The sequence below is a fragment of the Comamonas sp. BIGb0124 genome (assembly GCF_003752175.1).
Classification (GTDB): domain Bacteria; phylum Pseudomonadota; class Gammaproteobacteria; order Burkholderiales; family Burkholderiaceae_C; genus Comamonas_F.
Genome location: NZ_RJVF01000010.1, coordinates 426,482 through 451,126, shown reverse-complemented (window position 1 = coordinate 451,126; position 24,645 = coordinate 426,482). Strand labels below are relative to the sequence as shown.

Genomic DNA, 24,645 nt, shown 5'->3' with positions numbered 1-24,645 from the left:
GCGCCTATCGGTTGGACGTACCGTCACCGCCATCCATGCGCCAGTGCGCATCACTTTCCATTTCATGCCCAGAAACACGTCCCCAGAACAACTCGCCCGCGAGTGGCGAACCGTCTGCGAGCGCTACACACCTGAAGTCCGCGAACGCGTCCGGTCCACCGTCGCCGCACAGCGCGAGGCGCTGGCCACGGCCTTCTACGACCAGATGCTGCTGGATCAGGCGGCTTCGTTCTTCCTGTCGGACCAGCTCGTCAAGTCACGGCTGCACACGGCGATGCAGGCATGGCTGGTCGAAGTCTTCGAGGCCGGCGTCAACGGAGATTTCGAGCACATCGTCGCTCGCCAACGCATGGTCGGCGAGGTGCACGCACGCATCGGCATTCCGGCCTATCTGGTCATGCGCGGCATTCGCCAGCTCGACCACGAGATCTACGATCTGCTGAACGGCGACGCCCACGCGGTGCAGATGGCCGCGGCCACCTACGTGGCCGAAACCACGGGCCTGGCCATCGAGATCATGTGCCACTCCTACTCGGTCTCGCACGAGCGCAACGCGCGGGCCGAGGAGTCGTACCGCATGTTCGCCATGGCCCAGGACATCGGTGCAGAAAAAGAGCGGCAGCGCGCCGCCCTGCTGGACTGGGAGAACCAGCTGATGTTCGAGCTCAGCACCCAGATCAGCGCGGCCGTCAACCCGCCCGAAGGCGACGGCGGCGTCCAGCGGGCATCGCCTTCGGGCGGCTACTGGCCCGACTTGCCCATGATCGCCAAATCGGAGTTCGGCCTGTGGTTCCTGCACAAGGCCGCCCATGCCTTCGAGGGCGCGGCCGACATCAAGACCATCGGCAAACAGCTCGAAGAGATCGACGAATTGCTGAGGCCGCCCGGCCCATTGGATGCATCCGCGGCAAGAACATCGCTTTCGGGCCTGATGGTGGCCGTCCGCGGCAGGGCCAAGACGATCGGTTTCCTGCTCGAGCAGTTGTTCCAGCAGGCCAGCCATATGGAGTCGGGGCGCGACGCGCTGACGCGGCTGCTCAATCGCAAGTATCTCCAGGTCATCATGACGCGGGAGATCGACTTCGCCCGCAAGAACGACTCTCCGCTGTCGGTCCTCGCATTGGACATCGATCATTTCAAGCGCATCAACGACTCTTACGGCCACGATGCCGGCGATGTGGTGCTGCAGCAAGTCGCCCAGAACCTGACCCACATCGTGCGCAGCGGCGACTACATCTTCCGGCTGGGTGGCGAAGAGTTCCTGGTGGTGCTGGTGGATGTCGACAGCCACCGGTGCCGAACGATTGCCGAGAGCATCCGCCAGCGCATCGCCGCCGAGCGGCTGCAGTTGCCCAACGGTCGCGCGATCGACATCACCCTGAGCATCGGCATCGCCACGCATGACGGTCACCCCGACTACCTGCGCCTGCTGAAAACCGCGGACGACGCGCTCTACGACGCCAAGAACGGCGGGCGCAACCGGGTGAGCGGCGGCACGCACGGCCTGGCCGTGTAGCGGCTCGATGGCCGGCATCCGGTGCCCACGAACACACCGGATGCTTGCGATCGCGCCCATCACGTGAAGCGCAACACGGCGGAAGAGCGCAGAATCCGGTGGCCTGCACGATGACTCCAGCACCATGTACAACCCCACCCATTTCGCCATCTCCGACACGGACGAGCTGCACCGCATCATCCGCACCCACGCACTCGGCATGCTGGTCACCCCCCTGGCCGACGGCGGGCTCGACGCCAACCATCTGCCGTTTCATTTCGATCCGCAGCGAGGCCCGCTCGGCACCCTGACCGGCCACGTGGCCCGCGCCAATCCGCTGTGGCAGCAGTGCGTACACGGCGCCGACGTGCTGGTCGTCTTCCGGGGTGCCGAAGGCTATATCTCGCCCAACTGGTACCCGACCAAACACGAGACCCACCGGCTCGTGCCGACCTGGAACTACGAAGTGGTGCACATCCATGGCCGGCTCACGGTGCACGACGACGAGAAGTTCTTGCGCGGCGTGGTCGGGCGCCTGACGCGCACGCACGAGGCGCAGGAGCCCAGACCCTGGAAGATGTCGGACTCGGCACCCGATTTCATCGACGGCATGCTCAAGGCCATCGTCGGTATCGAGATCGAGGTGACGCGCATGGAGGGCAAATCCAAGCTCAGCCAGAACCGCGCCTTGCAGGACCGGCACGGTGCAGTCGACGCGCTCGGCAACCGCGGCGACGCAGAGCTGGCAGAGGCCATGCAAAAAACCATCCGGTCTGACGAAGACCGGTGAGCCCGAGCCCCCGGGCCCGCTCCGACTCGGTCCATCCATCGGATTGACTCGGCGTTGAAATTCAAGCCGTTTTTACCTCAGGTGGCCGACAATCTCCCTGTCAAGGCAATGTATCCTGTGGCAGGACACCGCCGATCCGGCGTGCCACCCCGTGACATCGACCCTTCAAAGAGAAACACATCATGGCCAAAGGCGAGCAGCGCAGCAACAAAATGATCAAGAAGCCCAAGAAGGACAGCAGCCCGCCCCTGGACTCGTCCGGCACCTCGACTCGCCCCATGCCGCCGACCACGACGGTGATGCCCAAGGGGAAGTTGAAGAACAAGTAACGTTTTATGCCCTTCGGTATGTCGCGGCGCAGCCTACGTGCCTTGGCATACCCGGTCCGGGACCAGCGGGTCTTCGGCCTATGCCGGCTCCCGGAAAAACCGGATGTAGGATTCAATCTGGCAATCCAGCATGTGGATACCGTGGTGAACCTGCAGACCCAGCAACTTTGCACGCCGCAGCAGATCTGTTTCGTGCGGTTTCATGATGATGTCCGCGACCACAGTCTGACGCCCCAATGCTTCGGGCCGAAACGGCAAGGGATCGCCCGGGCGCATTCCGGCCGGTGTCGCATTGATCGCCAGATCGAAGCGGTCCCACTCCATCGAGCCATCGGTCCGTCCCGCGACAGCGATCCCCGGTGCGCGGGAATCGAGTTTTGCCAGCAGCGCGCCGGATTTCGCGGCATCCTCGTCGAGGATCACCAACGTCGCCACCCGCGCGTGAAGCAGAGCCAAGGCGATCGCGCAGCCCGCGCCGCCCGCACCTGTCAACATCACATTCATGCCTTCAGGGTTGTGCCCCTGCTTGATCAGCCCGTCGACAAAACCTGCTCCGTCGAAGTTGTCGGCGGTCCATGACCCATCGGACTCCCGTCTCAACGCGTTGGCCGTTCCGATCAAGTCCACTGCAGCACTGCGGTGATCGGCACATGCGGCAGCTTCGAACTTGTGCGGAACGGTCACCAGCAGCCCCTTCACATTCTGGATGTCGCGCAAAGCCTGAAAAATCGGGCTGAAACGCCCGGCCGGCGTATGGAGCGCGACCATGACAGCCGGAACGCCGTGCGCTGCAAACCAGGCATTCATCAGCGCCGGAGCGCGGACCTGCGCGACAGGATCACCGAGCACGGCATAGATGGAAGTGGAGCCATCCGGCATAGGCATCAGGTTAGGGTTCATGACAAAAGCGTTCTCAAGGGATGGTGACGGTCTCAACGCCGGAACAAGTCGGCGTCCATGCGCCGCAAATCGGGTGAGATCAGGGGGGCATAGCCCATTCTGTCCAGTATGTCGGCCTGGAGGTCGATACCCGGCGCGAACTCCGTCAGAACCAGCCCTTCCGGACGTAGTTCAAACACGGCCCTTTCCGTTATCACAGTGGCTTCGTGCCCCAGCTTCATGGCCTGGGCACCCGAATATGTGATCTGCTCGACCTGGGACACCAGCTTGCGTACTGCACCATGCCGTTTGATGACCAGCGAGCCATCGACCGCGTCCATCTCGGCGCCCTTGGCATCGAACGTTCCACAGAAGACAACCTTCCTTGCGTTCTGGGCGATGTCCATGAATCCGCCTGGCCCCACGGTCAGCCCGCCCAGCTTCGAAACATTCACATTCCCGAAACGATCGAGTTCACCAAACCCCAGGAACGCGGTATCCAGACCACCTCCGGCGTAGAAATCGAACTGGGATGGCGCATCGATCATGGCGGTGGGGCTCTGCGCAAAACCGAAAAGCATGCCGACCAACAGGGCCCCGCCATAAGTCCCATGTTCGATCGTCTGATAGTAGCGGGCTCCCTCGCCACGTTCCGCGACGAGTTTGGCAACGCCTTCTCCAATCCCGACACCGAAGTTGATGATCGAATCTTCGCGCAGCTCCTGATAGGCACGCCGTGCGATGAGCGTGCGCACGCTCCAGGGTTCGGCCGCCGGTATCGATGCAGCGGCCCGGCGCTCACCGGAAAGAGTCGGGTCGTAGGGCAAGTCATAACTCATGCGCTGCTCGGCATCGACGACCACCGCGTCGACGATCGCACCGGGAACCCGCACCGATCGTGCAGGCAGGGAGTTGAGCTCCACGGCGGTCCTCACCTGCGCAATGACGATACCGCCGGAGTTGTGTGCGGCCAGCGCCGCTGCGTAGACGTCGACGTTCGCGGCCTCTTGATCCAGGCTGACATTTCCGTCCGCATCGGCAAATGAGCCCCTGATAATGGTCACATTGATCGGAAAGGACTTGTACCAGAGCAGCTCGCGTCCGCCGATCTGCACGACCTCGACCAGGTCCTCCCGCGCCGCCTGGTTCATCTTGCCGCCCTGGTGACGAGGGTCGACGAACGTACCCAGCCCCACATGGGTGAAAAGACCGGGCCGTCCGCCTCCGATCTCGCGGTACAGCTGCATCACGCAACCGCTCGGGAGGACATAGGCTTCGATCTTGTTGTCCCGTGCCATGGCCTGCATGGTCGGGGACCAAACCCAATGGCCACCGATGACACGCTTCACCAGCCCCTCGTGCGCAAAGTGGTTCATTCCCTCCGACTTCTTGTCTCCGATGCCGAGCGCATGGACCACGGTCAGGTTGCGAGGGAAACCGGTCGAGAGAAAGCGCCGGGAGATGGCGCGAAACGTATGGGTGGCTTCCATGAGTCCGCCGCCGCCCCCGATCAACGCCACGGTATCGCCGTCACCGATGAGACCCACGGCCTGATCGGCCGACATGAACTTGTTGCGTGCCATGTGGATTACTCTTGTTGCGGCTTGCAGGGCACCATGAGACGGTGTTCTCCGTCCTGCACCGTTTCGCCGTGCTGATTGATGAGCGCGATGGCGATGACCAGGATGCCCATGGTGGGGCGGCTCTTCGATGCCCGGCGATCCGCGATGCGAAATCGAGCCTGCAGGGTGTCGCCGATGCGTATCGGAGCCCGGAAATTCCAGCTCCAGCCCAAGGCGACGCCGTCATGGAAAAACCCGGATTGAACCTTCAGGCCATCGGTCAGCGACAGCCCCATGAGGCCGTGCGCGACCCGGCCACCGAAGGTCGTTGTCTTCGCGTAGATCTCGTCCATGTGGATGGGCGAGAAATCGCCGGCGACTCCGGCGTAGGCGAGCACGTGGCCTTCGGTGACGGTCACGCGGGGTGTGAGTCGTTCGTCGCCGAGATGAATGTCATCGAAAAAGTTGCCTGGATGCATGGTGTCGTTTTTCCTGGTTGCCGGTGCCTTGGACCGTGCGACGGGCCACGGCTACGCCAGCCCGCGCGATGCTCATCACACGAGGGCGGATCTTTCGAGCTTGTGAATTGACGAAGCGGTTGCGCGCTTTACTTGTGAAGCACCTGTCCCAGGAACTCGCGCAGCCGGGCATGGGACGGCTGCGTGAAGAACTGCTCGGGCGGAGCCTGTTCGACGATCTGCCCTCGGTCCATGAAGATCACACGGTCGGCGACGCTGCGGGCAAATCCCATCTCGTGGGTCACGCAGATCATGGTCATGCCGTCATCCGCGAGCCCGATCATGGTGTCGAGCACTTCCTTGACCATCTCGGGGTCGAGGGCAGAGGTCGGCTCATCGAACAGCATGATCTTGGGCGTCATGCACAGTGCGCGTGCAATGGCCACACGCTGCTGCTGACCGCCGGACAACTGCGCTGGATATTTGCCGGCCTGTTCGGGAATGCGAACCCGCTCGAGGTACTTCATCGCCAGTTCCTGCGCATCCTTGCGCCGTACTCCCCGCACCTTCATCGGGGCCAGCATGCAGTTCTGCAAGACAGTCAGATGGGGAAAGAGATTGAATTGCTGGAACACCATGCCGACCTCGGCCCGGACGGCATCGACGTTCCTGCCGCTTGCGCCCAGGTCGATGCCGTCGACGGTAATCTGTCCCTTCTGATACGGCTCGAGTCGGTTGATGCACCGGATCGTGGTGGACTTTCCCGACCCCGAAGGTCCGCAGACGACGATCCGCTCCCCCTTGCGAACCGTCAGGTTCACATCCGTCAAGACCTGGACCGGGCCAAACCATTTGTTGACGTTTTCCATCCGAATGATCACTTCGTCGTGCACCTGCGGCGCGACGACGTGATCCGGCCTGATTCCCTTGTCATGCTGAGTCATGGCTGTGCTGTTCATCTCTTGCGCGGATTTCATTGCTTGGGCATCTGGATGGGATGGGGCGCATCGCCCTCGCCCGTCGTCGGCATGTCAGGCAAGTCGTTGCCTATCCACTTCTTGTAGAGAGCAGGCAACTCGCCACTGGCGATCTTGCGGCCGATCACATCGTTGAGATACGTCACCCATTCGCGCTCGCCCGGACGAACCGCCACGCCGTTGAAGGCCCGCTGCAGAACCAGCCGGGACTGGTACTTGCCCGCTCCAGCCGCCTTCTCGATGTTGCCCACCTGGGTCACGGCTGCACCGATGGCATCCACCTGACCGGAGATCAGCGCCTGCACGGTTGTCGCGTCGTCATCGAAACGTTGGATGGTTACGCCGGGGTTTTCTTTCGTCAGGACCAGATCCATCGGCGTGCCACGCGGTACGCCGATGCGCAGCCCCTTGAGATCGGCCAGGCCACTCATCTGCGGACCGGCCTTGGCGATGATGACGTTCTCGTTCGGCGTATAAGGGCGCGAGAACAGCACCACCTTCTGGCGATCGGGAAAGATGCCCATGACAGCGGCCAGCATGTCGACTTGACCGGTGAGCAACGCAGCCACGCGGTTTGCAGCGGTCACCGGGCTGAATTCGGCCTTGACGCCCAGGTCCTTGGCAATCATTTCGACGAACTCGACGTCATAACCGGTCAGCTTGCCGCTGGCATCCGAGTAGCCCCACGGAACCTGGGCGACCTGGACGCCGGCCCTCAACACGCCGGCTTTTTTGATATCGGCCACGTTCTGTGCGAGAGCATGGGGAGTGGCCAAGGCGAATGCGATGGCTGCGCCCGTGGCGAGCAGGACTCGGCGGGTGAAGGACGAGCGGGTCAAAGTCGCGAATTGCATGTTGTCTCCTGTCTGATGTGAAAAGGGAATCCGGGGAAATCAGGTTCTGATCGCATATCGGGCTTCGAGCCTGGCGCTGTAGCGAGACAGCGGAAAGCAGATCGCGAAGTAGCAGGCGGCGGCCAGGCCGTAGGCCAGCAACGGCTTGTAGGTGATGCTCGACACCATCTGTGCGGCGCGGGACAACTCGACGAAACCGATGATGGCGGCCAGCGAAGTGCCCTTGATCAGTTGCACCAGAAAGCCGATGGTCGGGGCAAGCGACAGCCGCATGGCCTGAGGCAGCACCACACACTGCAGCCGCGAGAAGTAGTTCAGTCCCAAAGCCTCCGCCGCCTCGGTCTGGCCCCGGGGCACGGCCTGAATGCCACCCCGCCAGATCTCACCCAGGAACGCGGCCGCATGCAGGGTCAAGCCGATCGCGGCTGCGACCCATACATTGACCTTGAAGCCGAACACCGGTAATCCGTAGAACACCAGGAACAGCTGCATCAGCATGGGTGTGCCCTGGAAAAAATCGATGAAGCCTGCTGCCGTCACCCGCAGCCAGCGCAGGGGTGCGGTACGTGCCAGGGCGATCAGCAGGCCACCCAGCCCGCCTCCACCGAAAGCGATGAGCGAAAGGATCAGGGTCGCCTGTGCACCCGACAGGATCAGCCAGAACTCGACCGAGGTGAAGTCACGAATCATGGTCAATTGCTCTTTACTTCGAGGGGTAGGAAAAACAGGCGCGGTTGATGGCCTTGAAGGCCAAGGCGAACACCATCGACATCAGGAAATACAGCAGCGTGGTGCCGATGTAGACCTCGAAGCTTCGGAAGGTCAGCGAGTCGACGCTCTGCGCAGCGGAAGTGAGCTCCTCGGCCGAAATCGAGGACACGATGCTGGTCGTCAGCAGCAGCAGCACAAACTGCCCGGAGAGCGCTGGAAAGATGACGCGCAGGGCCGGCTTGAGGATGACGTATCCGAAAGTCTGCAGGGGCGACAGGCCCAGAGCAGCCCCGGCCTCGGCCTGTCCCCGTGGAATTGCATCGATGCCACCGCGGATGATCTCGGCCGAGAAAGCACCCAGATTCAGGCTCAGCGCCAGCACGGCAGCGGTCTGTGGGCTCAGAGAGATTCCAAGCTCCGGGAGACCGAAAAAGATGAACAGCACCTGGACCAGGAAAGGTGTGTTGCGGATCACTTCGACATAGACCGTCGCCAGCTTGCGCAAGACCAGAAAACGGCATCGTTTGGCGAGCACCGTCAGCAGGCCCAGCAGCAAGCCGATGACCGTCGAGACCGTGGCCAGGATCAAAGTCATCACGCAGCCTCTCAGGAAAATTTCCCAGTACGGCAGCAACACGCTGAAGTCGAATCGATAAGTCATAGATCGAGGCTTGTCTCTCTTCTGGTTTGAATGGCGGCTCAGTACGGCAGCCGCTTGTGCAGCGCGCATGCACCTTGCATGAACCGCAGTTTATAAATTTTGTGAAAGGCTTTCAATTCGTGAAAGGCTTTATTTTTTAAGTGCTTACCCTGGTTTAAGATGCCATTTGCAGACAGCGCGTCAGTGGGTGCGTGATGTCGACGCTGCCCTAAGATGGGCGCCGGTGCGCGACCTGGCGCCTCCCATGCCGCAACGTTTCCCTCACCTCAAAATAGAAAAAACATGAGCAACAACCTTGTCCGAGGTCTCAACACGCTCGAACTGCTGGCCCACAACGCCGAGGGGCTTCCGTTGCACGCGATCGCCGATGCACTGGATGTTCCGCGCAGCACCGCTCACAAGGTGCTGGCCGAGCTGGTCGCGGCGGGATACGTGCGGCAAGCCGAAGAATTCATGCCGTACCGGCTCACCCTGAAGCTCGCCACCCTCGGCTTGCACTACTTCACCTCGACAGGCGTGGTGGAGTTGATTCAGCCCGTGCTCGATCGCCTGGCTCGACAATCCGGTGAACTCGCCCGCATGAGCCTGGTCGAAAACGAGCGGTTGATCTGGATCGCCAAGGCCCAGGGAGCACGTTCGGGACTGCGATTCGATGCCGCCTCCGATCCTGGAGAAGAAGTCCGGTTGTTCTGCAGTTCGAACGGACAGGCCTGGCTGTCGACGCTGCCCGACGAACGCGCTCTGGAAATCGTGTCGAGGCAAGGGTTTGGGGGCGAACGGCAGTACGGACCGAATGCACCCAAGAGCATCCTGGAGTTTCTCGAAAGGCTGGCTTTTGCCCGGACCTCGGGCTACGCGACCGCCAACGATGCCTATGAGGTGGGAACGTCTGCCATTGCGGCACCCGTCCTGAACAGCGACGGCATCGCGATCGGCGCAGTCAGCGTGGCAGGTCCCACTGCACGCATGCAGCCGGAACGCATGACCGCACTCGCCCCCTCGATCCTGGCGGCGGCCAAGGAGCTGTCGTCGATGAGCGCCAGCATTCTGGCTGCGGGCCGCAGTTGAACGGCAAGCGTGGTGGATCTGCATGCGGGTTCCCTGTCCCGATGGCGGGGGCCTGTGCACCTCATGCCGTGACATAGGGCACCCACAGAGACCCCGTGATCGGGGACACCCGCGTGCACATCGCCAGATGGCCATCGCGTTCTGTCCGATCAGAGCCAAGGCGATCGGAAATCCAATGAACGCGGAATTCGGCATCGAGGTTCCGAGCGAAAATGTGTGTCTTACCGGTCATCGTCCTGTCTCCTTCGCTCTGTAGACGACCCTGTCACGTCAAGGGCACGGTGAGCTTGTCGATGACCGCCCGGGTGTCGGGCCTGATCCCTCGCCACCACAAAAAGGCTTCTGCAGCCTGCTCGGCCAGCATGCCCACGCCGTCCGCGAGCCGCCGTACGCCGGCCTGGCTGGCCAACTGCAGGAAAGGCGTGAGGCCCTTGCCGTAGGCCAACTCGTAAGCGAGATCGGCTTGTGCAAACACCGAGGCGGGGACCGGCGGCAATCCCCCCGTCAGGCTGGCCGAGGTCGCGTTGATCACCACATCGAAATGGAGCCCGCTCAACACGTCGTAGCCTGCGGCCTCGACCTGCCCCAAGTGCCCGACCGCCTGCACCAGGGCCTCGGCTTTCGCCACATCGCGATTCACGATCAGCAACCTGGACGGTTGCTGGCGAAGAATGGGCAACAGAGCGCCCCGCGCCGCGCCGCCCGCCCCGAGCACCAGCACTCGCCTGCCCTGCATCGACACCCCGAGGTTGTGTGTGATGTCCCGGCTCAAGCCGACGCCGTCGAAGTTCTCGGCCAGGATGTCGGACCCTTCGAATTTCAGGCAATTCACCGCGCCGGCCAGCGTGGCCGCCTCCGAGCGATGCGTCGCGTAGGCGAAGGCATCGAGCTTGAATGGCGCCGTGATGTTCAGGCCGCGGCCGCCGCTGCTGCGAAACGAATCGACCTGCTGCGCAAACTTGCCCAGTTGCCCTTCGATGGCCGCATAGTGAATGTCCTGTCCACAGGACTCCGCGAACATGCCGTGGATGAGGGGCGATTTGGTGTGACCGATAGGATTGCCGATGACGGCATATTGATCAGGCATGGGTTTCCTGTTCTTCATTCGTTGGTGCGGGACGAGAACAGCACGCCGTCGTTCCGCATGGCGGCGATCTCTTCTTCGGAAAACCCGATTTCCCGGCCGATTTCCGAGTTGTGCTGCCCAAGATCCGGCGCGACCTGCTGCACCGTGGTGTCGCAGTCGGAGAAACGGAACGGCAGATTGGGAAAGGTGATCTCGCCGAGTACCGGGTGCTGCTGGACTTGAAGCATGCCGCGCGCCTGGATCTGTGGATCGGCAATGACCTCGTCGATGCGCTGGATCTTGGCACTGGGAATATCGATGCCGTCGAGCAGATCCAGCACGTCGACGACACGGCGCGATGCCACCCATTGCTTCACGGCCGCCAGAATCTCCAGCCGGTTCTCGTTACGCCCGGACAAGGTGTGAAAGCGCGAATCGCTCCCGAACCCTCGAGGCCCCCCATGGGCTTCGACCAATGCTGCAAAACGCTTCCAGGCCTCGTCCACTTGCGCAGCGATCACCAGATCGCCATCCGCAGCGCGGAACACGCCGTAGAGCGTGGACGTCGGCATGTCGTGTCCGGTCTGTACGGGCACATCCCGGCCTCCCGAGAAGGTGTAGCACTGCACCGCGTACTCATGCATCGAGAACAGCGTGTCGTACAAGGCCATGTCGATGTGCTGACCCCGCCCGCTCGTCACCCGCCCCAACAGCGCGGCGTTGATGGCAGCCACGGCATGGATGCCCGTGTACATGTCGCCCAGAGAAATCCGCATCAACGGGGGTGCATCGCCCGGCGTACCGATCATCTGCATGATGCCGCTCTTGGCTTCGGCAATCAGCCCGAAGCCTGCGCGATGCGCATCGGGACCCGTATGGCCGTAAGCGGAAATCGAACAATAGACCAGCCGGGGATTGCGCTGGCTCAGCGTGCCGTACCCCAGTCCCAGCTTGTCAAGCGAGCCCGGCCGATAGTTCTCCACGAAGACATCGGCGCTGTCGACCAGGCGGTTCAGAAACTCCCTTCCACGAGGGTCTTTGGTGTTCACGCTCACGCCACGCTTGCCCATGTTGAGCTGCATGAAGTAGCCTGAGTACGCCTGGTTTTCGCCGGCGAATGCAGCATGCTGGCGCCCGGCGTCTCCCGTTCCGGGTCGCTCCACCTTGATCACCTCGGCGCCCAATGCGGCCAGGCACCGGCCCACGTAGGGGCCCGCCAGGAAGTGGCTGTAATCGATGACGCGTATGCCTTTGAGAGGCAGCGGTTGTGACATGGTTTGGGTCTCCCGCTCAAGAGGCGCTGGGCCGGCGCGGAATCATCAGGCGGTGCTCGCCCTTCTGGACCACCTGGCCATGCTGGTTGATCAGCTCGGATGGCAGGATGACGATGCCCCAGCCCGGCCGGCTTCTGGAAGCCCGCATGCCGGCGACGGAGAACCGCACATGCACTTCATCGTCGATCTTGATCGGCAGGAGGAAGTCCCAGGTCCAGCCCAGCGACATGCCCGGCACGAAGCGGTAGTCGCTCTGTGTCTTGAGGCCATCGGCAATCGACAGGCCAAACAGGCCATGTGCGACCCGGGTGCCGAACGGCGTCGTGCGTGCGTAAGCCTCGTCGACGTGAACCGGTGTGAAGTCGCCGGTGAGCTCGGCATAGGCATTGATGCGGGCCTCCGTCACACGGTAGGTCGGGCTCACGCAGACATCGCCTTCTGCGGCATCGTCCCAATACCGCTCGGCAGGGAGTGAAGGGGTGGACATATCGGTTTCCTGATTCAATGGATGAAGTGCTTTGCAGGGGGGCGATTCAGGCTCGCGCGTCGACGGCCAGTGCCTGCTCCACCGCGCCCGGCGAGGCCTGGATCAACTCCACGACCAGCCCGTCGGGTAGCAGCAGCCAATTGCGGCCCTGCGGCAGTTCCTGCACACCAAAACCGTGTGCGGCCGCGATCGAGGACTCGAGGTCGTCGCACATGACGCCAAGATGAGCCAGGCGTCCCTCAGGGCCCGCAAAATCCGCTGCGGCGATGAACTGCAGACCCCCCAAGGTCCAGTACTGACGAGGCTCTTGAACGGTGCCGTCGACTTCGCGCAGGCCCATGCCCAGCACCTCCTCGAAAAATCGGATATGCCAATGGATGTCCTTGACGAACAGCGCGACGTGTTCGAGATAGGCTTTTTTGATCTCACTCATTTTTTCTGTCTCCTTGGGTTACGGCGGACGTCCCGGACGGACGCCCCACAGCGTCAATGCAGGCTCGCCTCGATCCCCTTGATGCACGCCACCAGGGTTTCGTTGTAGGGCGTGGCGATTCCCAGCCGGCGCCCCTCGGCGACCACCGCTCCGTTGATGAAGTCGATTTCTGTCACCGAGCCTTTTTCGAGGCTTTGCAGCATGGAGGTCTTGAAGTTCGGCGGCAGGCCTTCCGCGGCCTTGCGCCACGCTTCTTCAGGTTCGGTGATCGACAACGAAATGCCGCGGGCTTCTGCCACGGCGATGGCCTCGGCGACCGCATGCACGGCCACCGTGTGGATTTCCGCTATGTCGTACAGCGGCCCGTAGGGCAATCGGGTAATGGCCGCCAGTGCGCCCGTCGCGACATTGACCAGCAACTTGTCCCAGATGATGCTCATGATGTCGGGCGCAGCCACCGTCACCAGCCCGGCCCGGTTGAACACGTCGGCAATGGCCTGCACGCGCAAGCTGAGCGAGCCATCCAATTCGCCGATCAGCGTTTCCTTGCCTTGAACACCTGCGATCACGACCCCCGGCTCCAGCATCACGCCACCCACATAGGTCTTGCCCGCAATCACGTTGCGGCGTCCCACGACCTCCGCCAGCGCATCCTCGTGACCCAGCCCGTTCTGCAGAGACATCACCACCGTTTCAGGGCCGAAAAGCCCCGCGGACTTGCGCAGTGCCTGCTCGGTGTCGAAAGACTTCACCAGCACGATGACGAGGTCGCAAGGACCGACTTCGTTGCTGTCCGTCGCGGCATGGATGCGGCTGACCGCCGATTCGCCCTCCGAGCCGATCAACCGGAGACCGGCTGCACGCACGGCCGCGACGTGGGCCTGAGAACGCGTCACCAGCCACACGTCCTCTCCCGCCTGAGCCAACGTTCCGCCGATCACACTTCCGAGCGCTCCCGCGCCCAAAACACCTATTTTCATGGTCTCCTGACTACCTCTGCAAAGAGGTTTCCTAGCTGTTGTCAGGACAATAAACAGACCCTAGAATTGTGTCTATTAGGTTGTATTAATAGTTGTATTTAATTTAGCAATAGTTCATTGACCATGTCGACCCTGGACCGCAACCCCAGCCTCTGGCGTCACGACCTCATCGACGTCAAGCTCCTGCAGCTTTTCGATGTTCTGTACGAAACCCGCAATGTCAGCCAAGCAGCCGAAAAGCTTGGGCAGAGCCAACCCACGGTCAGCATCTGGCTCGGGCAGTTGCGCAAGAAGCTGGGCGATCCCTTGTTCGTCCGTTCGGGTGCGGCCATGCAACCCACTCCGCAGGCCGATGCGCTCATCGGCTCTGCCCGCGAGATCCTCGAATCACTGCGTCGGCTGGCGACGTGGGAGCCCGATTTCAATCCTGCCAGCGCCAGGCGTTTGTTCAGGCTTTGCATCACCGACGCCAGCCACCTGACCCTGCTGCCGCAATTGCTGGCACGCCTGAGGCGGGATGCCCCCTCGATCCGGCTCGAAGCCCTGCGCATCGACGGCAAGACCGCCCAAGCCCTGGCTTCAGGCGAGGCGGATCTTGCGCTGGGCTACATCCCCTGGCTTGAGACCGGCATCTACCAGCAGGCATTGTTCGACCAGAGCTGGGTCTGCCTGGCCTGCCGGAATCACCCCCGCATCCAGGGCACCATCGATCTACCGGCTTACCAAGCCGAACTGCACATCGGCGTCGCAACAGGAACCGGCCACCAGTTGCTCGACGCAGCGCTCACCACTCAGCGCATCGAACGCAAGGTCATGCTCGAACTGCCTGCTTTTCCGGGATTGGGAGCGATCGTTCACTCCACAGATCTGATCGCCACGCTACCCGGCCACATCGGCCGCACGCTGGCGGCTCAATCCGACCTGCAGGTATTGGCGTGCCCGGTGCCCGTTGAAGGATTCACCGTGCGGCAGCATTGGCACGCCCGTTACCACGCGGATGCGGGAAACCGCTGGCTCCGCCACCTCATCGCCGATCTGTTTGCCCAGGCAGACCGATAGTGCCTCGACGACGGCCTTGCAGCGCATTTTCGACTTGCTGGTGGGGAAAGGGGCCGAGGCAACAGGAAGGTCGCAACGGCCAACGGCCATCTCCTGCTCGAAACTGCCCGCATGGTAGGGGCCCGAATTTATTCGGCTTACCCAAGCCACGACAAGACCAGACAAGACGGCTAGATTCGAGTCGCCGAGGCGCTCGTCACGTGCGATGTTTCCATCGCGAACACCCGACGATACCGAACGCCCTCGATGCTGTCCGGACTCATCCGGGCGATGGCCCGGTCGATACAGTCGCGGGCTGCATCGATGGTGCTGCTCAGCATGACATCCGAGGCATGGCCCTCGAGGTCGGTCGTCGCAATCAGCACATCGAGGCTGGCCAGGATGCCGGCGGCCTGCATGATGTCTTCCTGCGCAGCATCGGGCATGAGGTTCAAGCCATTCTGTGCGTAGGTGACCACCCGATCGGCCACTTTTGCGGCATGCCCGATCCTCGTGACGAGATCCGCCTGGGCCAGGCGCAATTCGTCTTCCGTGGCTTCGCCGAAGAAGTGGCCGACCACAAAGAGCGTTCCGGTCAGTCGATTCAGATCGCCTTCGATCAAGGCGCACAGGTCGTCGTCGGATAGATGTTGAGCGCACGAAGGCGACGGCTGACAGGCATCAAGTCGTGTCATGCCGCCCTCCCCTTGCGATGAACGATGGCCTTATCAGAGGCGGGACTTTTGCCAGGTCTTGCCATAGAATTCCTTCGGTTGGTTCTCTCATCATGTGATGGTTCTGACTTTCGACGCCTCGGAGCTCTTAACCTCCGGGGCGTTACGTTTTGTGATTTGGCTCACCGATACGCTTTCTGAGCGACTCTGACTTGTTAAGGCTCGTAAAGAGCGCAACCGACCGGGCGTGATTGCACATCCGTCTACGGCCATTAGCCTATGCCGGACATGCATGAAGAGTCGAATAGTCGGTTGTCAGTGGGTTTGTGAGCCGCGATTCATGGGTGTCCTTTGCAAATAAAACGGACCTTTTTGGTCCATTTCTGCAATGTACCTCATAGGTCCGTCACGAGCAACACTTTTTGGTCAATCTTCGGGATTAAATGAAACAGACCGATCCGCAATACAAGCTGCGCTTCCCACCCGAACTCAAAGAATGGGTGGAAGCCGCCGCGAGTGAGTCAGGCCGATCCATGAACGCCGAAATCGTGAGGAGGTTGCAGGATTCTTTCAAAACTCAGCCACGCGCAGGCCGTTCTCGCATGCGTGGCGAACGTTTGGAAGAATTCGGATCACCGCAGGAGGTGCACCAGAAGCTGCTGGAGAACGCAGAGGAAATCCAGCAACTCGTCGGTGTGTTGCGCTTGATGGAGAGCGAGAAGGAAGTCCCCGTTCGTCAGGTGGAAAACTCACCGAAATCTGCAATCGGAAACAAGCGAGTGGGCGGTCCCAGGTAGCGTGGGGTCATCTGGCGAATGGCCTAGGAAAGACAGCAGTACAGACGCCCAGTGCCAAGCGACTGCGGCATTGAACCGCCGCAAAGACGGCATAATGACGGGCTGGTCACAAACTGCCCGTAGCTCAGTTGGATAGAGCAACAGCCTTCTAAGCTGTGGGTCGGGGGTTCGAACCCCTCCGGGCAGGCCAAATTACAGTTCCGAGCAGCGACAAGGCTGCCCCAAAGCCCGCATGTTTCCTGGCATGGCGGGTTTTTTCATGTCTCCAACCGTTCCCTGGCATGTCGTGCCAGTACCGTCAGATTGACGGTATTTTTGTCGGTACTTCGGTAGGGTGTTGGACCAGATACCGTCAAAATAGACGGTATGCCCCTCACAGACACATTCGTGCGCCAGGTGAAGTCCACCGGCAAGGCAACTGGCGACAAGCACGCTGACGGGGGAGGCCTCTACCTCCTCGTTAAGCCCCAGAGCAAGTACTGGCGGCTGGACTATCGCTATGCCGAAAAGCGCAAGACCTTGTCGCTGGGCGTCTATCCTGAGGTCTCCCTTGCCCAGGCGCGCAAGCGGCGGGAGGATGCCCGGCAACTGCTGGCGCAGGATATGGACCCAGGCCTTGTCAAGAAGGCGCAGAAAGTTGCGCTCGCTGCTTCCTCTGAAAATAGCTTTGAGGCCGTGGCCCGCGAGTTCTTCGAAGTGAAGAAAGATGGGTGGAGTGAGAGGTACGCCGAAAAATGGTTGCGAATCATGGCGAAAGACCTCTTCCCGCAAATCGGCCGGATGCTGCTCCCGCAGATCACCGCGCCGTTTCTGCTCGCGGTTCTTCGCAAGGTCGAGAAGCGAGGTGCCCGTGACACGGCCCACACGCTGCTGCAGCAGGCCGGCAAGGTCTTCCGGTATGGCATCCAGACCGGACGCTGTGAACGTGACCCAAGCGCCGACCTGCGTGGTGCGCTTGAGCCGGTCGTGGTCAAGCACATGGCCGCTATCCTGGAGCCAGCCAGAGTAAGCGAGCTATTGCGGGCATTCGACAGTTACACCGGGCAACCGACCACGGCCGCGGCGCTTAAGCTATCCGCCTTGCTCTTCCAGCGCCCGGGCAATATCCGGCAGATGGAATGGGCGTGGGTGGACTTTGACCATGCGATGCTGACTATTCCTGCCGCGTCCATGAAGCGAACCAAGCACGGCAAACTCAACGGCCGCCCGCACTTCGTCCCACTTGCCCCGCAGGCAGTGGAGATCCTGCAAGAACTGTGGCCACTGACCGGCCATGGCCAATACGTGTTCTCCAGTCTGCGGACTGCATCTAGGCCCATGAGCGAGAACACCGTGAATGCCGCGCTGCGCCGGCTGGACTTCACCGGGGACGAAATGACCGCGCATGGCTTCCGAGCCATGGCTAGGACATTGATGGTCGAGCATCTGCCTGGAATTGATCCCGAAGTCATCGAGGCGCAACTGGCCCACGGGAAGAGCGGCCCGCTGGGTGCGGCCTACGACCGTGCAGAATATATGACCCAGCGCCGGCAGATCATGGCGACCTGGGCGACGTACTTGGACCGTTTACGAGATGGCGCTGAGGTGATCCCGCTAAGAGCATAGGCCTCTGCTTGTTCGATCAAGCTGCTCCTAAACGGTCGCCGCTCTACTAGGGTGGACCGATGCTTTTTTAAATCCACTTTCCACCTCGCGCGGAAATGGCCGCTTTGCACTCCTTCATCGCCTCATCGTTGATGACCATCAACTCTTCGCAGAAGGACACCATGTCACCAGCGCTTTGTTCAGATGGAGGCGCGCCACTTGCCTGGACCTCCGCGACCATTGATTCCCAGTTGTCGGCAAGCATGTCTAGGTAGCGAGCAGTGGAGCGAATATCAATCGCCGCCATACCCCCCGGAATTTCAAAGAGCGGGAGCGCTCGCAGCGTCTCAACCGTGTCGCGCATTAGAGGTGTATCGATCACGCTAAAGTGATAGTCACTCGGATCACGAAACGCAGTAACAACATCCTTTGCCAGGCCATAGCTTCGTGCCATGAGCGCGACCACCACACTCAGACGCTGTATCTCTCCAGTCTTGCGCCGATCCTCCTCTAGGCGCCTTGCATGATCGACTTGGTACACCGCGACTCCCGCCGCAGCAATGATGGCCACTACCGATCCGACCGCCTGAACCCAAGCGGCCGCAGAGTCATGGCCGAACCATCGCCCAACTGCGCTCCAGCCTGGATAGAAGGCCAAAACCACACCCCCAAAGAAAAGAGAGAGCACTACCGCACCTGCGGTCGCTGTGGTTGAACGTGTTTTTTTTGCCATGTGCCCCCCCTGATGTTGCTCGAAATGATATGACTTGTATCAGTGAGTCTCATGCGATCAAAGAACTCAAATAGCCATTTGAAATATAAAACACTTTCATAACAATTTAAATGTATCAATATTGGTCGATTTTGCGGTAGTGGGCGAGGAATTGCCCAAAAATCTCTCCCTAGCATTCCTTAGCCATGTACATCAATTCCCTGGAACACCCAGGGCATCTGACCATGGCCCACCAAGGCACCTCCTCCACAGATCGCTTCATTACCGACATTGAAGCGGCCCATCTCGTCGGCGTGACCCGCAGCTATCCCTGGAAGCTCGCAGCACGCGGTGAATTCCCAAAGCCCGTCAAGATCACCAGCGGCTGCACGCGTTGGCGTCTATCGGAGATTCAGACCTGGATGGCTGACCCTTCCGCGTGGAAGGCCCGCCAGCAGAAGGGGGTGGCCGCATGACCCTCATCCATCTCTCCGAGATCGGCCTCAAGGCCATCGAATACCAGCAGGCCTCCGGAGGCCGCAAAGCAGCCGAGGATGCCCTGGCTTTCGCCTACAGCGACTGGAAAGAGGCCCATGGCATCGAGCGCGTCGAACGCGGCGATGGCGCGTGGGAGATGATGATGGACGAGACCCAGTCGTCCTATCAGGCTCTGCTGGCTGCCAGACGCATGGAGCGCAATGCCCGCGAGCGTCTGTTTCGCGCATGCCGGAGGGCCGTTGCATGAAAAAAGCGCCCAGCCCCACCAAAGCAGAACTGAGCGCCGTCACGAACAACGGTAATTCTACGGTGACTGCAAACCCCCGCCACCAGCGCGCGCTCGAGGCGTTGATGCGCGGCCCCGTCACCCGTAACTCCCTTGATGCCATCGCGGGCGTCGCCAATGGCCCCGACATCATCTCGGACCTACGCCGCTGCGGCCTGGAGATCCCATGCCTACGCCTCAAGGTCGAGGACCGAGATGGCCGCACCTGCAGGCCCGGCGTCTATACGCTGACCGAGCCCGACCGCGCCGTGGTGCGCAAGTGGGCAGAACGGAGGGCGGCATGATGATGGCGCTCCAGATCACCGACATAGCTGTCGACCCATTGACCATGAGCAGCCGCGAGATCGCGGAGCTGACCGGTAAGCGACACGACAACGTGATTGCCGACATCCGCAAGATGCTGGTTGAACTTCACTCCGAAGGGGGTCTCCTGAATTTTCAGGACACCCACGCCAACGGGCAGAACGGCCAGAGCTATCCCATCTTCCGGCTGCCGAAGCGAGAGACTCTGATTCTTGTGTCGGGCTACAGCGTCGTGCTGCGCGCCAGGATCATTGACCGCTGGCAAGAGCTTGAGCGCATGGTCGATCAGCCAAGGGTGCCCCAGACATTGCCAGAAGCTCTGCGCCTAGCCGCTGACATGGCTGAGCGTGCCGCGCAGGCCGAGCAGCAGCGCGACGTGGCCATCGCCACCAAGGCCGAGATTGGCAGCCGCCGCGAGGCAACGGCCATGGCCACCGCATCAACGGCGGTTAGGCAGGCCAGCAGGCTGAAAGACCGCCTCGGCTTCAGCGCCCGGCACGCCACCATCCTGGCCGTCGAGAAAGCCTCAGGCCAGCGCTTCGGGGCGCAGGGCTGGCGGCCGCTCAAGAAATGGTGTGATGCCCATGCCATCGATGCGGAGTCGGTCCCGGACGCCCGCTATGGTGAGGTCCGAGCCTGGCCCGCGGATGCGTGGGGCGAGGTCTACGGTATTGATCTCGATGAGCTCTTTGCGGACGAGTCGAGGGGCGCATGATGACCAGCACCAGCACCAGCACCAGCACCAGCACCAGCACCAGCACCAGCACCAGCACCAGCACCCTGGCGGAGCGGGTCGCCCGCATGGCGGGCATGACCCACAGAAACCGACCCGGTTCCGTCTGGGTTTCGAGCTGGAGCCCGACCCTCGCCTGCAGGCCGTCCTGCGCAAAAGCCGAACCGAGTCCCTGGTGTGTCCCGGGCCCATCCCTTGGGACGGTAAAGGGCCTTGGAGGGGGCTACGAAGGGTGTGGCACAGAGAAAGCCATGCCGCGGCATGACGGGACCATACAAAAAAATCGCGCATCCACTTGCGCCGGCGCTTCTGCCCGTGCAACAATCACTGCAACCCGAAAGGGCCGGTGCGTAAGAACACCTTTCGTAAAGCGGCCATACCGCCCCGTCAGTGCGGTTTTGTCACGTCTATTTTTGCGCTTTCCGCAGTCAATGCGGGTCGTCGATTATGGGCGGGATGGGTCTGTCCGTAAGGCTGGCCGCACGTCTTTACGCGTGTTCTTAACATCCCGTCCACCCCTTGCGCTTAAGAACGCATTGTGTGGTTCAAGTCTCGTAAAGGAGCAAAGAGCCGTGACCCGTTCCGTCATCACCATGGCCAGCCGCCGCGCTGCGCCCACCACGCCCGCTCAGGGCAACCACGACCCCGTCCAACTGCATGCTGATGCGCACAACAGCGTCGCGCTTGCTGCGTATTACCTCGCCAAAGGTAGCAACAAGGCTGCGCAGCGCAAGCTGGGCCAGGCTATGGCCGCCATGCGCGCACTGGACAAAGTGGAGGGCTGAGCCATGACGCAAATACACACATCCCCATCCAACTCGTTCTTCATGTGTGGCGAGTTCGATGACTGCCCTGAAGAGCTGTTTTCCCGATCAACAGCCCCCCACGCATGCAAATTCCCTTTGTACGACGAGATCTGCGGAACTTGGGATCAGCTTCGGGCGCTCGATTACTCAGGGCCGAAGCCGAATGATGCCGTTCGCGTCAAAGTTTTCGTATCCAAAGCCGGTCTGTGCGATGTGGTCCGATGGGATCCTGGCATGGAGCTGTTCCGCTGGGAGCGGGCATTGAGGTCGCCTGATGCCGTGCAAGCGCGGGCGTCTGAAATCGAGGCGGAATGGGGGGTAGACGATCCGTCAAAAACCATTGCTGGCTGGTTTCGCAACAGTCACCGCACCAAGGCAGCCGGGCTCCTAGAGCGCATCTCCACAGGTGGACTTTCTGCCCGTCAGTCCGAAGCTCTCGCCAAGCGCGCGTGGCTCATCTTGCAAGGAGTTTGATATGTCGATTATGTGCACTGCACTTCCCTTGACCATCAAACATTGCTTGTCCGGCCTGGAGGGTTGAATCATGACAGCCAAAACGAAAGCCGCTGCGCGCGGCCAGCGGAGCCCTGCGCCGGCAGCGATCCAAGAGCCACCATCAGTGACCACTCCAGTCGTAATGCTGGATGGCCCTGCACGGGCGACTGACTGGATGGTCATCGCTCGTTGCGCCCTGGAAAGCGTCCGCGACAGCATATCGACGATGCTCGGCAAAGAAGCTTTCTGCCTGGATGACGAAGCGGCAAACCTGCTCATTGTGGGTGAGCAACTGGCGGTCACGCTAACCACGATGCCCATCTGCGCAGCGGAAGAGATTTCGTTGGAGCTCGGCAAGATTCAGTCCGTCATGAGTGGGGCGCTCGCCATGTCGGTTAGTCGCGATACCCCCGGCTTCCGCTTTCTGCAGGCAACTGTTCATGAACTCAGTGCATTCATGCTGTTGATCCAGCGGGCCGAGGACAACCATAAGGCTGGGCCCCTCCCGGCGCTAAAGTGATTTGGTGGCCATGGAAAAAATAGAAGACTCAGTCAATGACAGTCGCAATACGACCCCAGTTTGACGCAGTGCCCTTGGAGTTGAGCAGACGGTCACGCTGGGTGGTGTGGAAAGGGCCCAAGGTACCCTACTGCGCCACCGCGATCAACAGCGCCGCCAGCGTCACAGACCCCTCGACGTGGGCGTCATTCCCCCAGGCCCAGGCAGCCTACGAGGAAGGCGGCTATTCGGGCGTGGGATTCGTGCTCAATGGCGACGGCTTGGTGGGCATTGACCTGGATGGCTGCGTGCATGGCGGCCGCCCAGAGCCCGCCGCGCTGGCGCTACTCGAGCGAATCGGCTGCGGGTATGTCGAAGTTTCGCCGTCCGGCACGGGACTGCGAAGTTTCGGTTACGCGGGCGCGCCTACGCGTTGCAAAGGCCGCGTCGACGGAATCAGTGTTGAGTTGTACGCCACCGCCCGCTACCTGACCGTGACGGGGCGAGTTCTGCAGAGCGGGCCACTCTCTGCACTGCCTGGATTTCAGTCAGTGGCAAACGTGCTGGGGGGACCTACAGAAGAGAACAGAGGAGAACAGAGGATTACCGAGGATGACCTAAGTCATCTTCTGTCCTCTTCTGTAGGTGCAGTGATCCAACACACTCTTCCGGCAACCGAGGGTCAGCGCAATAAGTCGCTGTTTGCGTTGGCTCGACACCTGAAAGGTCTCAGTCCCGCCGCAAAACGAGACGACCTAAGGCAGATCGTCGCGGATTGGCATCGTCTTGCCCTGCCTGTTATTGGTACTGAGGAGTTTTCAACCTCCTGGGCTGACTTCATGCGTGGCTGGGATAAGGTACGCATGCCATTTGGGTCGACCATCGAGCAGATCCTTGATGGCGTGGCCGCCGATCCACTGCCGCCCGGCGTCGCGGCGCTTGGCTACGGCGAAAAGGCGAATTTACTGGTGAAAATCTGCCGAAGGCTTGCGGACCACCACGCGCCGGAGCCGTTCTTCATCGGGGCACGTCAAGCGGGCGAACTGATCGACATGCACTTCACGGACGCATCGAAAGTGCTGTATGCGTTGGTGACGGATGATGTGCTTGAACTCGTCAAGAGAGGCGCAGGCAAAGTGGCCAGCCGCTACCGTTTTGTCTGGGATGAGTGCTGAGGTGTTGTCGGTCGGTTTTGACCCGAAGCGGAAATCGGCAACGCACGATTGAGCCCCGAAAAGCTGACCCTCAGGGCGGGCACACGTCCAGTCGCTGCACGTCGACCTAGGCAAACGACGTAGCCCCACCATCCGTGCCGACCCCGAATGTCCAAAGGTACTTGTCGAAAATGCGGTCAGCGAACCAAGGTTCGTTGAAAACCGCCTTTGCCTCGGCATGCATATCGGACGGCATGCAAGTCCACTCGAGCTGGCGAGGCAGGTCGACAAGCGCTTCGGCCAAAACTCCTTTGTGCGCGTCAAATTGGTCCTCCCAGACTGCCGCATACTGCTCGTAGTCAATACCCAATTTGCCTCGAACTCCTCTGAGGCGTCCGAGTGCATCAACTGCTCGCTTGTCCAGTATTCGCACCTCGTGCTCGCCAGCAAACCATAAGAATTTCGTGGCTGCCGACAGCAGATTGGTTCCAGTCTTGCTATTTACCGGCGCGATCTTGCCCAGTTCAATCGCGAGAGCGCGTACCTTGACTTCGGTTTGCTCTGCGCTTTGAGCGACGGTCGTTAAGTGCGCTGCCGCCGTTACCCATCGTTGGCTGTTCGAGAGCGGATTGTCCTTTTCGGTCTTAAATCCACGGGCGACCATGTACTTCGCTGCGAGATCACCCAGGACAAGGGCATCAATTGCCCGAGAGCCGTTCTTTCTGAGCTCTTTCATGAACTTGCGGTCTGTCATGAACCATTGATTGGCATAGGACAGCGCCGAGTGCTTCAGCAACCAAGGCGCGCTTACATTTGATTTTGTCTTCTTCGATTTCATTAGTCTCCCCTTTCGCAGAATTCTGGTGCAAACGTGGAGCGAACGCCACCGGGGGACGATCGGTGTGATCATCTGACTCGTAAGCAGACTGATGCAATCGTCTACTCTTGGCCGATTGCTGCCGGCCGGCGCCGGCCCACCACGGGCGGTCACGACAAGTCACGCGAGTCACGACAGAAATCCTTGGCCATGCCGCCTGTTTCA

The 24,645-nt window shown here is 61.1% G+C and carries 30 protein-coding genes and 1 tRNA gene; 16 read left to right on the top strand and 15 right to left on the bottom strand.

The window, feature by feature from the left end; all coding sequences use genetic code 11:
* Nucleotides 1-64: 64 nt before the first annotated feature.
* From EC845_RS12630 to EC845_RS22490, 3 genes are all read left to right on the top strand, one after another.
* On the top strand, nt 65-1,516 hold the full coding sequence (locus EC845_RS12630; RefSeq protein WP_123298487.1) for a diguanylate cyclase: 1,452 nt from the start codon (nt 65-67) through the stop codon (nt 1,514-1,516).
* A gap of 124 nt (nt 1,517-1,640) precedes the next feature.
* On the top strand, nt 1,641-2,285 hold the full coding sequence (locus EC845_RS12625) for an FMN-binding negative transcriptional regulator (RefSeq protein WP_123298436.1): 645 nt from the start codon (nt 1,641-1,643) through the stop codon (nt 2,283-2,285).
* A 182-nt stretch (nt 2,286-2,467) separates the two neighbouring features.
* The gene (locus EC845_RS22490; protein WP_199739793.1) at nt 2,468-2,614 is read left to right on the top strand and encodes a hypothetical protein; all 147 of its coding nucleotides are present in this window, start codon (nt 2,468-2,470) and stop codon (nt 2,612-2,614) included.
* A gap of 78 nt (nt 2,615-2,692) precedes the next feature.
* On the opposite strand, the gene EC845_RS12620 is transcribed toward EC845_RS22490, so the two are convergent.
* The 7 genes from EC845_RS12620 to EC845_RS12590 all read right to left on the bottom strand — a co-directional run bounded on the left by EC845_RS12620 (nt 2,693) and on the right by EC845_RS12590 (nt 8,716).
* A complete protein-coding gene (locus EC845_RS12620; protein WP_199739792.1) occupies nt 2,693-3,514 on the bottom strand; it encodes a shikimate dehydrogenase in 822 nt (273 codons plus the stop codon).
* A 32-nt stretch (nt 3,515-3,546) separates the two neighbouring features.
* The gene (locus tag EC845_RS12615; protein WP_123298434.1) at nt 3,547-5,076 is read right to left on the bottom strand and encodes an acyl CoA:acetate/3-ketoacid CoA transferase; all 1,530 of its coding nucleotides are present in this window, start codon (nt 5,074-5,076) and stop codon (nt 3,547-3,549) included.
* A gap of 5 nt (nt 5,077-5,081) precedes the next feature.
* Nucleotides 5,082-5,534 carry a MaoC/PaaZ C-terminal domain-containing protein gene (locus EC845_RS12610; RefSeq protein WP_123298433.1) on the bottom strand — a complete coding sequence of 151 codons (453 nt, stop codon included), beginning with the start codon at nt 5,532-5,534 and terminating at the stop codon, nt 5,082-5,084.
* Between the two features lie 128 nt (nt 5,535-5,662).
* On the bottom strand, nt 5,663-6,406 hold the full coding sequence (locus EC845_RS12605; protein ID WP_123298486.1) for an amino acid ABC transporter ATP-binding protein: 744 nt from the start codon (nt 6,404-6,406) through the stop codon (nt 5,663-5,665).
* Between the two features lie 80 nt (nt 6,407-6,486).
* Nucleotides 6,487-7,344 (bottom strand): transporter substrate-binding domain-containing protein, encoded by an 858-nt coding sequence (locus tag EC845_RS12600; RefSeq protein ID WP_123298432.1) that lies wholly within the window; start codon nt 7,342-7,344, stop codon nt 6,487-6,489.
* Nucleotides 7,345-7,383: 39 nt separating this feature from the next.
* Entirely contained in the window at nt 7,384-8,031 is a 648-nt protein-coding gene (locus tag EC845_RS12595) for an amino acid ABC transporter permease (RefSeq protein ID WP_370451306.1), read from the bottom strand.
* A gap of 16 nt (nt 8,032-8,047) precedes the next feature.
* Nucleotides 8,048-8,716 (bottom strand): amino acid ABC transporter permease, encoded by a 669-nt coding sequence (locus tag EC845_RS12590; RefSeq protein ID WP_123298430.1) that lies wholly within the window; start codon nt 8,714-8,716, stop codon nt 8,048-8,050.
* 282 nt (nt 8,717-8,998) lie between these two features.
* Here EC845_RS12590 and EC845_RS12585 point away from each other — a divergent pair, with 282 nt between their 5' ends.
* Nucleotides 8,999-9,784 carry an IclR family transcriptional regulator gene (locus tag EC845_RS12585; protein ID WP_123298429.1) on the top strand — a complete coding sequence of 262 codons (786 nt, stop codon included), beginning with the start codon at nt 8,999-9,001 and terminating at the stop codon, nt 9,782-9,784.
* Nucleotides 9,785-10,049: 265 nt separating this feature from the next.
* On the opposite strand, the gene aroE is transcribed toward EC845_RS12585, so the two are convergent.
* The 5 genes from aroE to EC845_RS12560 are packed head-to-tail and all read right to left on the bottom strand — an operon-like array spanning nt 10,050 to nt 14,024.
* Nucleotides 10,050-10,871 (bottom strand): shikimate dehydrogenase, encoded by an 822-nt coding sequence (aroE, locus tag EC845_RS12580; protein WP_123298428.1) that lies wholly within the window; start codon nt 10,869-10,871, stop codon nt 10,050-10,052.
* 14 nt (nt 10,872-10,885) lie between these two features.
* A complete protein-coding gene (locus EC845_RS12575) occupies nt 10,886-12,124 on the bottom strand; it encodes a CaiB/BaiF CoA-transferase family protein (protein ID WP_123298427.1) in 1,239 nt (412 codons plus the stop codon).
* Nucleotides 12,125-12,140: 16 nt separating this feature from the next.
* Complete coding sequence (locus EC845_RS12570; RefSeq protein ID WP_123298426.1) at nt 12,141-12,611, bottom strand: MaoC family dehydratase; 471 nt, start codon at nt 12,609-12,611, stop codon at nt 12,141-12,143.
* A gap of 46 nt (nt 12,612-12,657) precedes the next feature.
* Nucleotides 12,658-13,044 (bottom strand): VOC family protein, encoded by a 387-nt coding sequence (locus EC845_RS12565; protein WP_123298425.1) that lies wholly within the window; start codon nt 13,042-13,044, stop codon nt 12,658-12,660.
* Between the two features lie 53 nt (nt 13,045-13,097).
* On the bottom strand, nt 13,098-14,024 hold the full coding sequence (locus EC845_RS12560) for a ketopantoate reductase family protein (protein ID WP_123298424.1): 927 nt from the start codon (nt 14,022-14,024) through the stop codon (nt 13,098-13,100).
* A gap of 123 nt (nt 14,025-14,147) precedes the next feature.
* Here EC845_RS12560 and EC845_RS12555 point away from each other — a divergent pair, with 123 nt between their 5' ends.
* On the top strand, nt 14,148-15,083 hold the full coding sequence (locus EC845_RS12555) for a LysR family transcriptional regulator (RefSeq protein ID WP_123298485.1): 936 nt from the start codon (nt 14,148-14,150) through the stop codon (nt 15,081-15,083).
* A 170-nt stretch (nt 15,084-15,253) separates the two neighbouring features.
* Here the strand turns inward: EC845_RS12555 and EC845_RS12550 are convergent, their stop codons facing one another.
* Complete coding sequence (locus EC845_RS12550; RefSeq protein ID WP_148077307.1) at nt 15,254-15,757, bottom strand: hypothetical protein; 504 nt, start codon at nt 15,755-15,757, stop codon at nt 15,254-15,256.
* A 422-nt stretch (nt 15,758-16,179) separates the two neighbouring features.
* Between EC845_RS12550 and EC845_RS12545 the strand changes: the two genes are divergently transcribed.
* From EC845_RS12545 to EC845_RS12535, 3 genes are all read left to right on the top strand, one after another.
* A complete protein-coding gene (locus tag EC845_RS12545) occupies nt 16,180-16,533 on the top strand; it encodes an Arc family DNA-binding protein (RefSeq protein ID WP_123298422.1) in 354 nt (117 codons plus the stop codon).
* 113 nt (nt 16,534-16,646) lie between these two features.
* Nucleotides 16,647-16,723, top strand: a tRNA-Arg gene (locus EC845_RS12540).
* A gap of 176 nt (nt 16,724-16,899) precedes the next feature.
* Complete coding sequence (locus EC845_RS12535) at nt 16,900-18,138, top strand: integrase arm-type DNA-binding domain-containing protein (RefSeq protein ID WP_123298421.1); 1,239 nt, start codon at nt 16,900-16,902, stop codon at nt 18,136-18,138.
* Nucleotides 18,139-18,205: 67 nt separating this feature from the next.
* Here EC845_RS12535 and EC845_RS12530 read toward each other — a convergent pair whose 3' ends face one another.
* Complete coding sequence (locus tag EC845_RS12530; protein ID WP_148077306.1) at nt 18,206-18,850, bottom strand: hypothetical protein; 645 nt, start codon at nt 18,848-18,850, stop codon at nt 18,206-18,208.
* Between the two features lie 185 nt (nt 18,851-19,035).
* Between EC845_RS12530 and EC845_RS12525 the strand changes: the two genes are divergently transcribed.
* The 8 genes from EC845_RS12525 to EC845_RS12495 all read left to right on the top strand — a co-directional run bounded on the left by EC845_RS12525 (nt 19,036) and on the right by EC845_RS12495 (nt 23,624).
* Nucleotides 19,036-19,305, top strand: a complete 270-nt coding sequence (locus EC845_RS12525; RefSeq protein WP_123298419.1) for an AlpA family transcriptional regulator — start codon at nt 19,036-19,038, stop codon at nt 19,303-19,305.
* Nucleotides 19,302-19,574 carry a hypothetical protein gene (locus tag EC845_RS12520; protein ID WP_123298418.1) on the top strand — a complete coding sequence of 91 codons (273 nt, stop codon included), beginning with the start codon at nt 19,302-19,304 and terminating at the stop codon, nt 19,572-19,574. The genes EC845_RS12525 and EC845_RS12520 overlap by 4 nt, the downstream gene beginning before the upstream one ends.
* The gene (locus EC845_RS12515) at nt 19,571-19,897 is read left to right on the top strand and encodes a hypothetical protein (protein ID WP_123298417.1); all 327 of its coding nucleotides are present in this window, start codon (nt 19,571-19,573) and stop codon (nt 19,895-19,897) included. The genes EC845_RS12520 and EC845_RS12515 overlap by 4 nt, the downstream gene beginning before the upstream one ends.
* Nucleotides 19,894-20,631, top strand: a complete 738-nt coding sequence (locus tag EC845_RS12510) for a Rha family transcriptional regulator (protein ID WP_199739791.1) — start codon at nt 19,894-19,896, stop codon at nt 20,629-20,631. The genes EC845_RS12515 and EC845_RS12510 overlap by 4 nt, the downstream gene beginning before the upstream one ends.
* A gap of 590 nt (nt 20,632-21,221) precedes the next feature.
* Entirely contained in the window at nt 21,222-21,434 is a 213-nt protein-coding gene (locus EC845_RS12505; protein WP_233598043.1) for a hypothetical protein, read from the top strand.
* 3 nt (nt 21,435-21,437) lie between these two features.
* Nucleotides 21,438-21,929: a hypothetical protein gene (locus EC845_RS22160; protein WP_148077305.1), complete on the top strand. Its 492-nt coding sequence runs from the start codon at nt 21,438-21,440 to the stop codon at nt 21,927-21,929.
* Between the two features lie 70 nt (nt 21,930-21,999).
* Nucleotides 22,000-22,470 carry a hypothetical protein gene (locus EC845_RS12500; protein WP_148077304.1) on the top strand — a complete coding sequence of 157 codons (471 nt, stop codon included), beginning with the start codon at nt 22,000-22,002 and terminating at the stop codon, nt 22,468-22,470.
* Between the two features lie 74 nt (nt 22,471-22,544).
* Nucleotides 22,545-23,624 (top strand): hypothetical protein, encoded by a 1,080-nt coding sequence (locus EC845_RS12495; protein ID WP_233598042.1) that lies wholly within the window; start codon nt 22,545-22,547, stop codon nt 23,622-23,624.
* Between the two features lie 106 nt (nt 23,625-23,730).
* Here the strand turns inward: EC845_RS12495 and EC845_RS12490 are convergent, their stop codons facing one another.
* Entirely contained in the window at nt 23,731-24,441 is a 711-nt protein-coding gene (locus EC845_RS12490; protein ID WP_148077303.1) for a hypothetical protein, read from the bottom strand.
* Nucleotides 24,442-24,645: the final 204 nt, after the last annotated feature.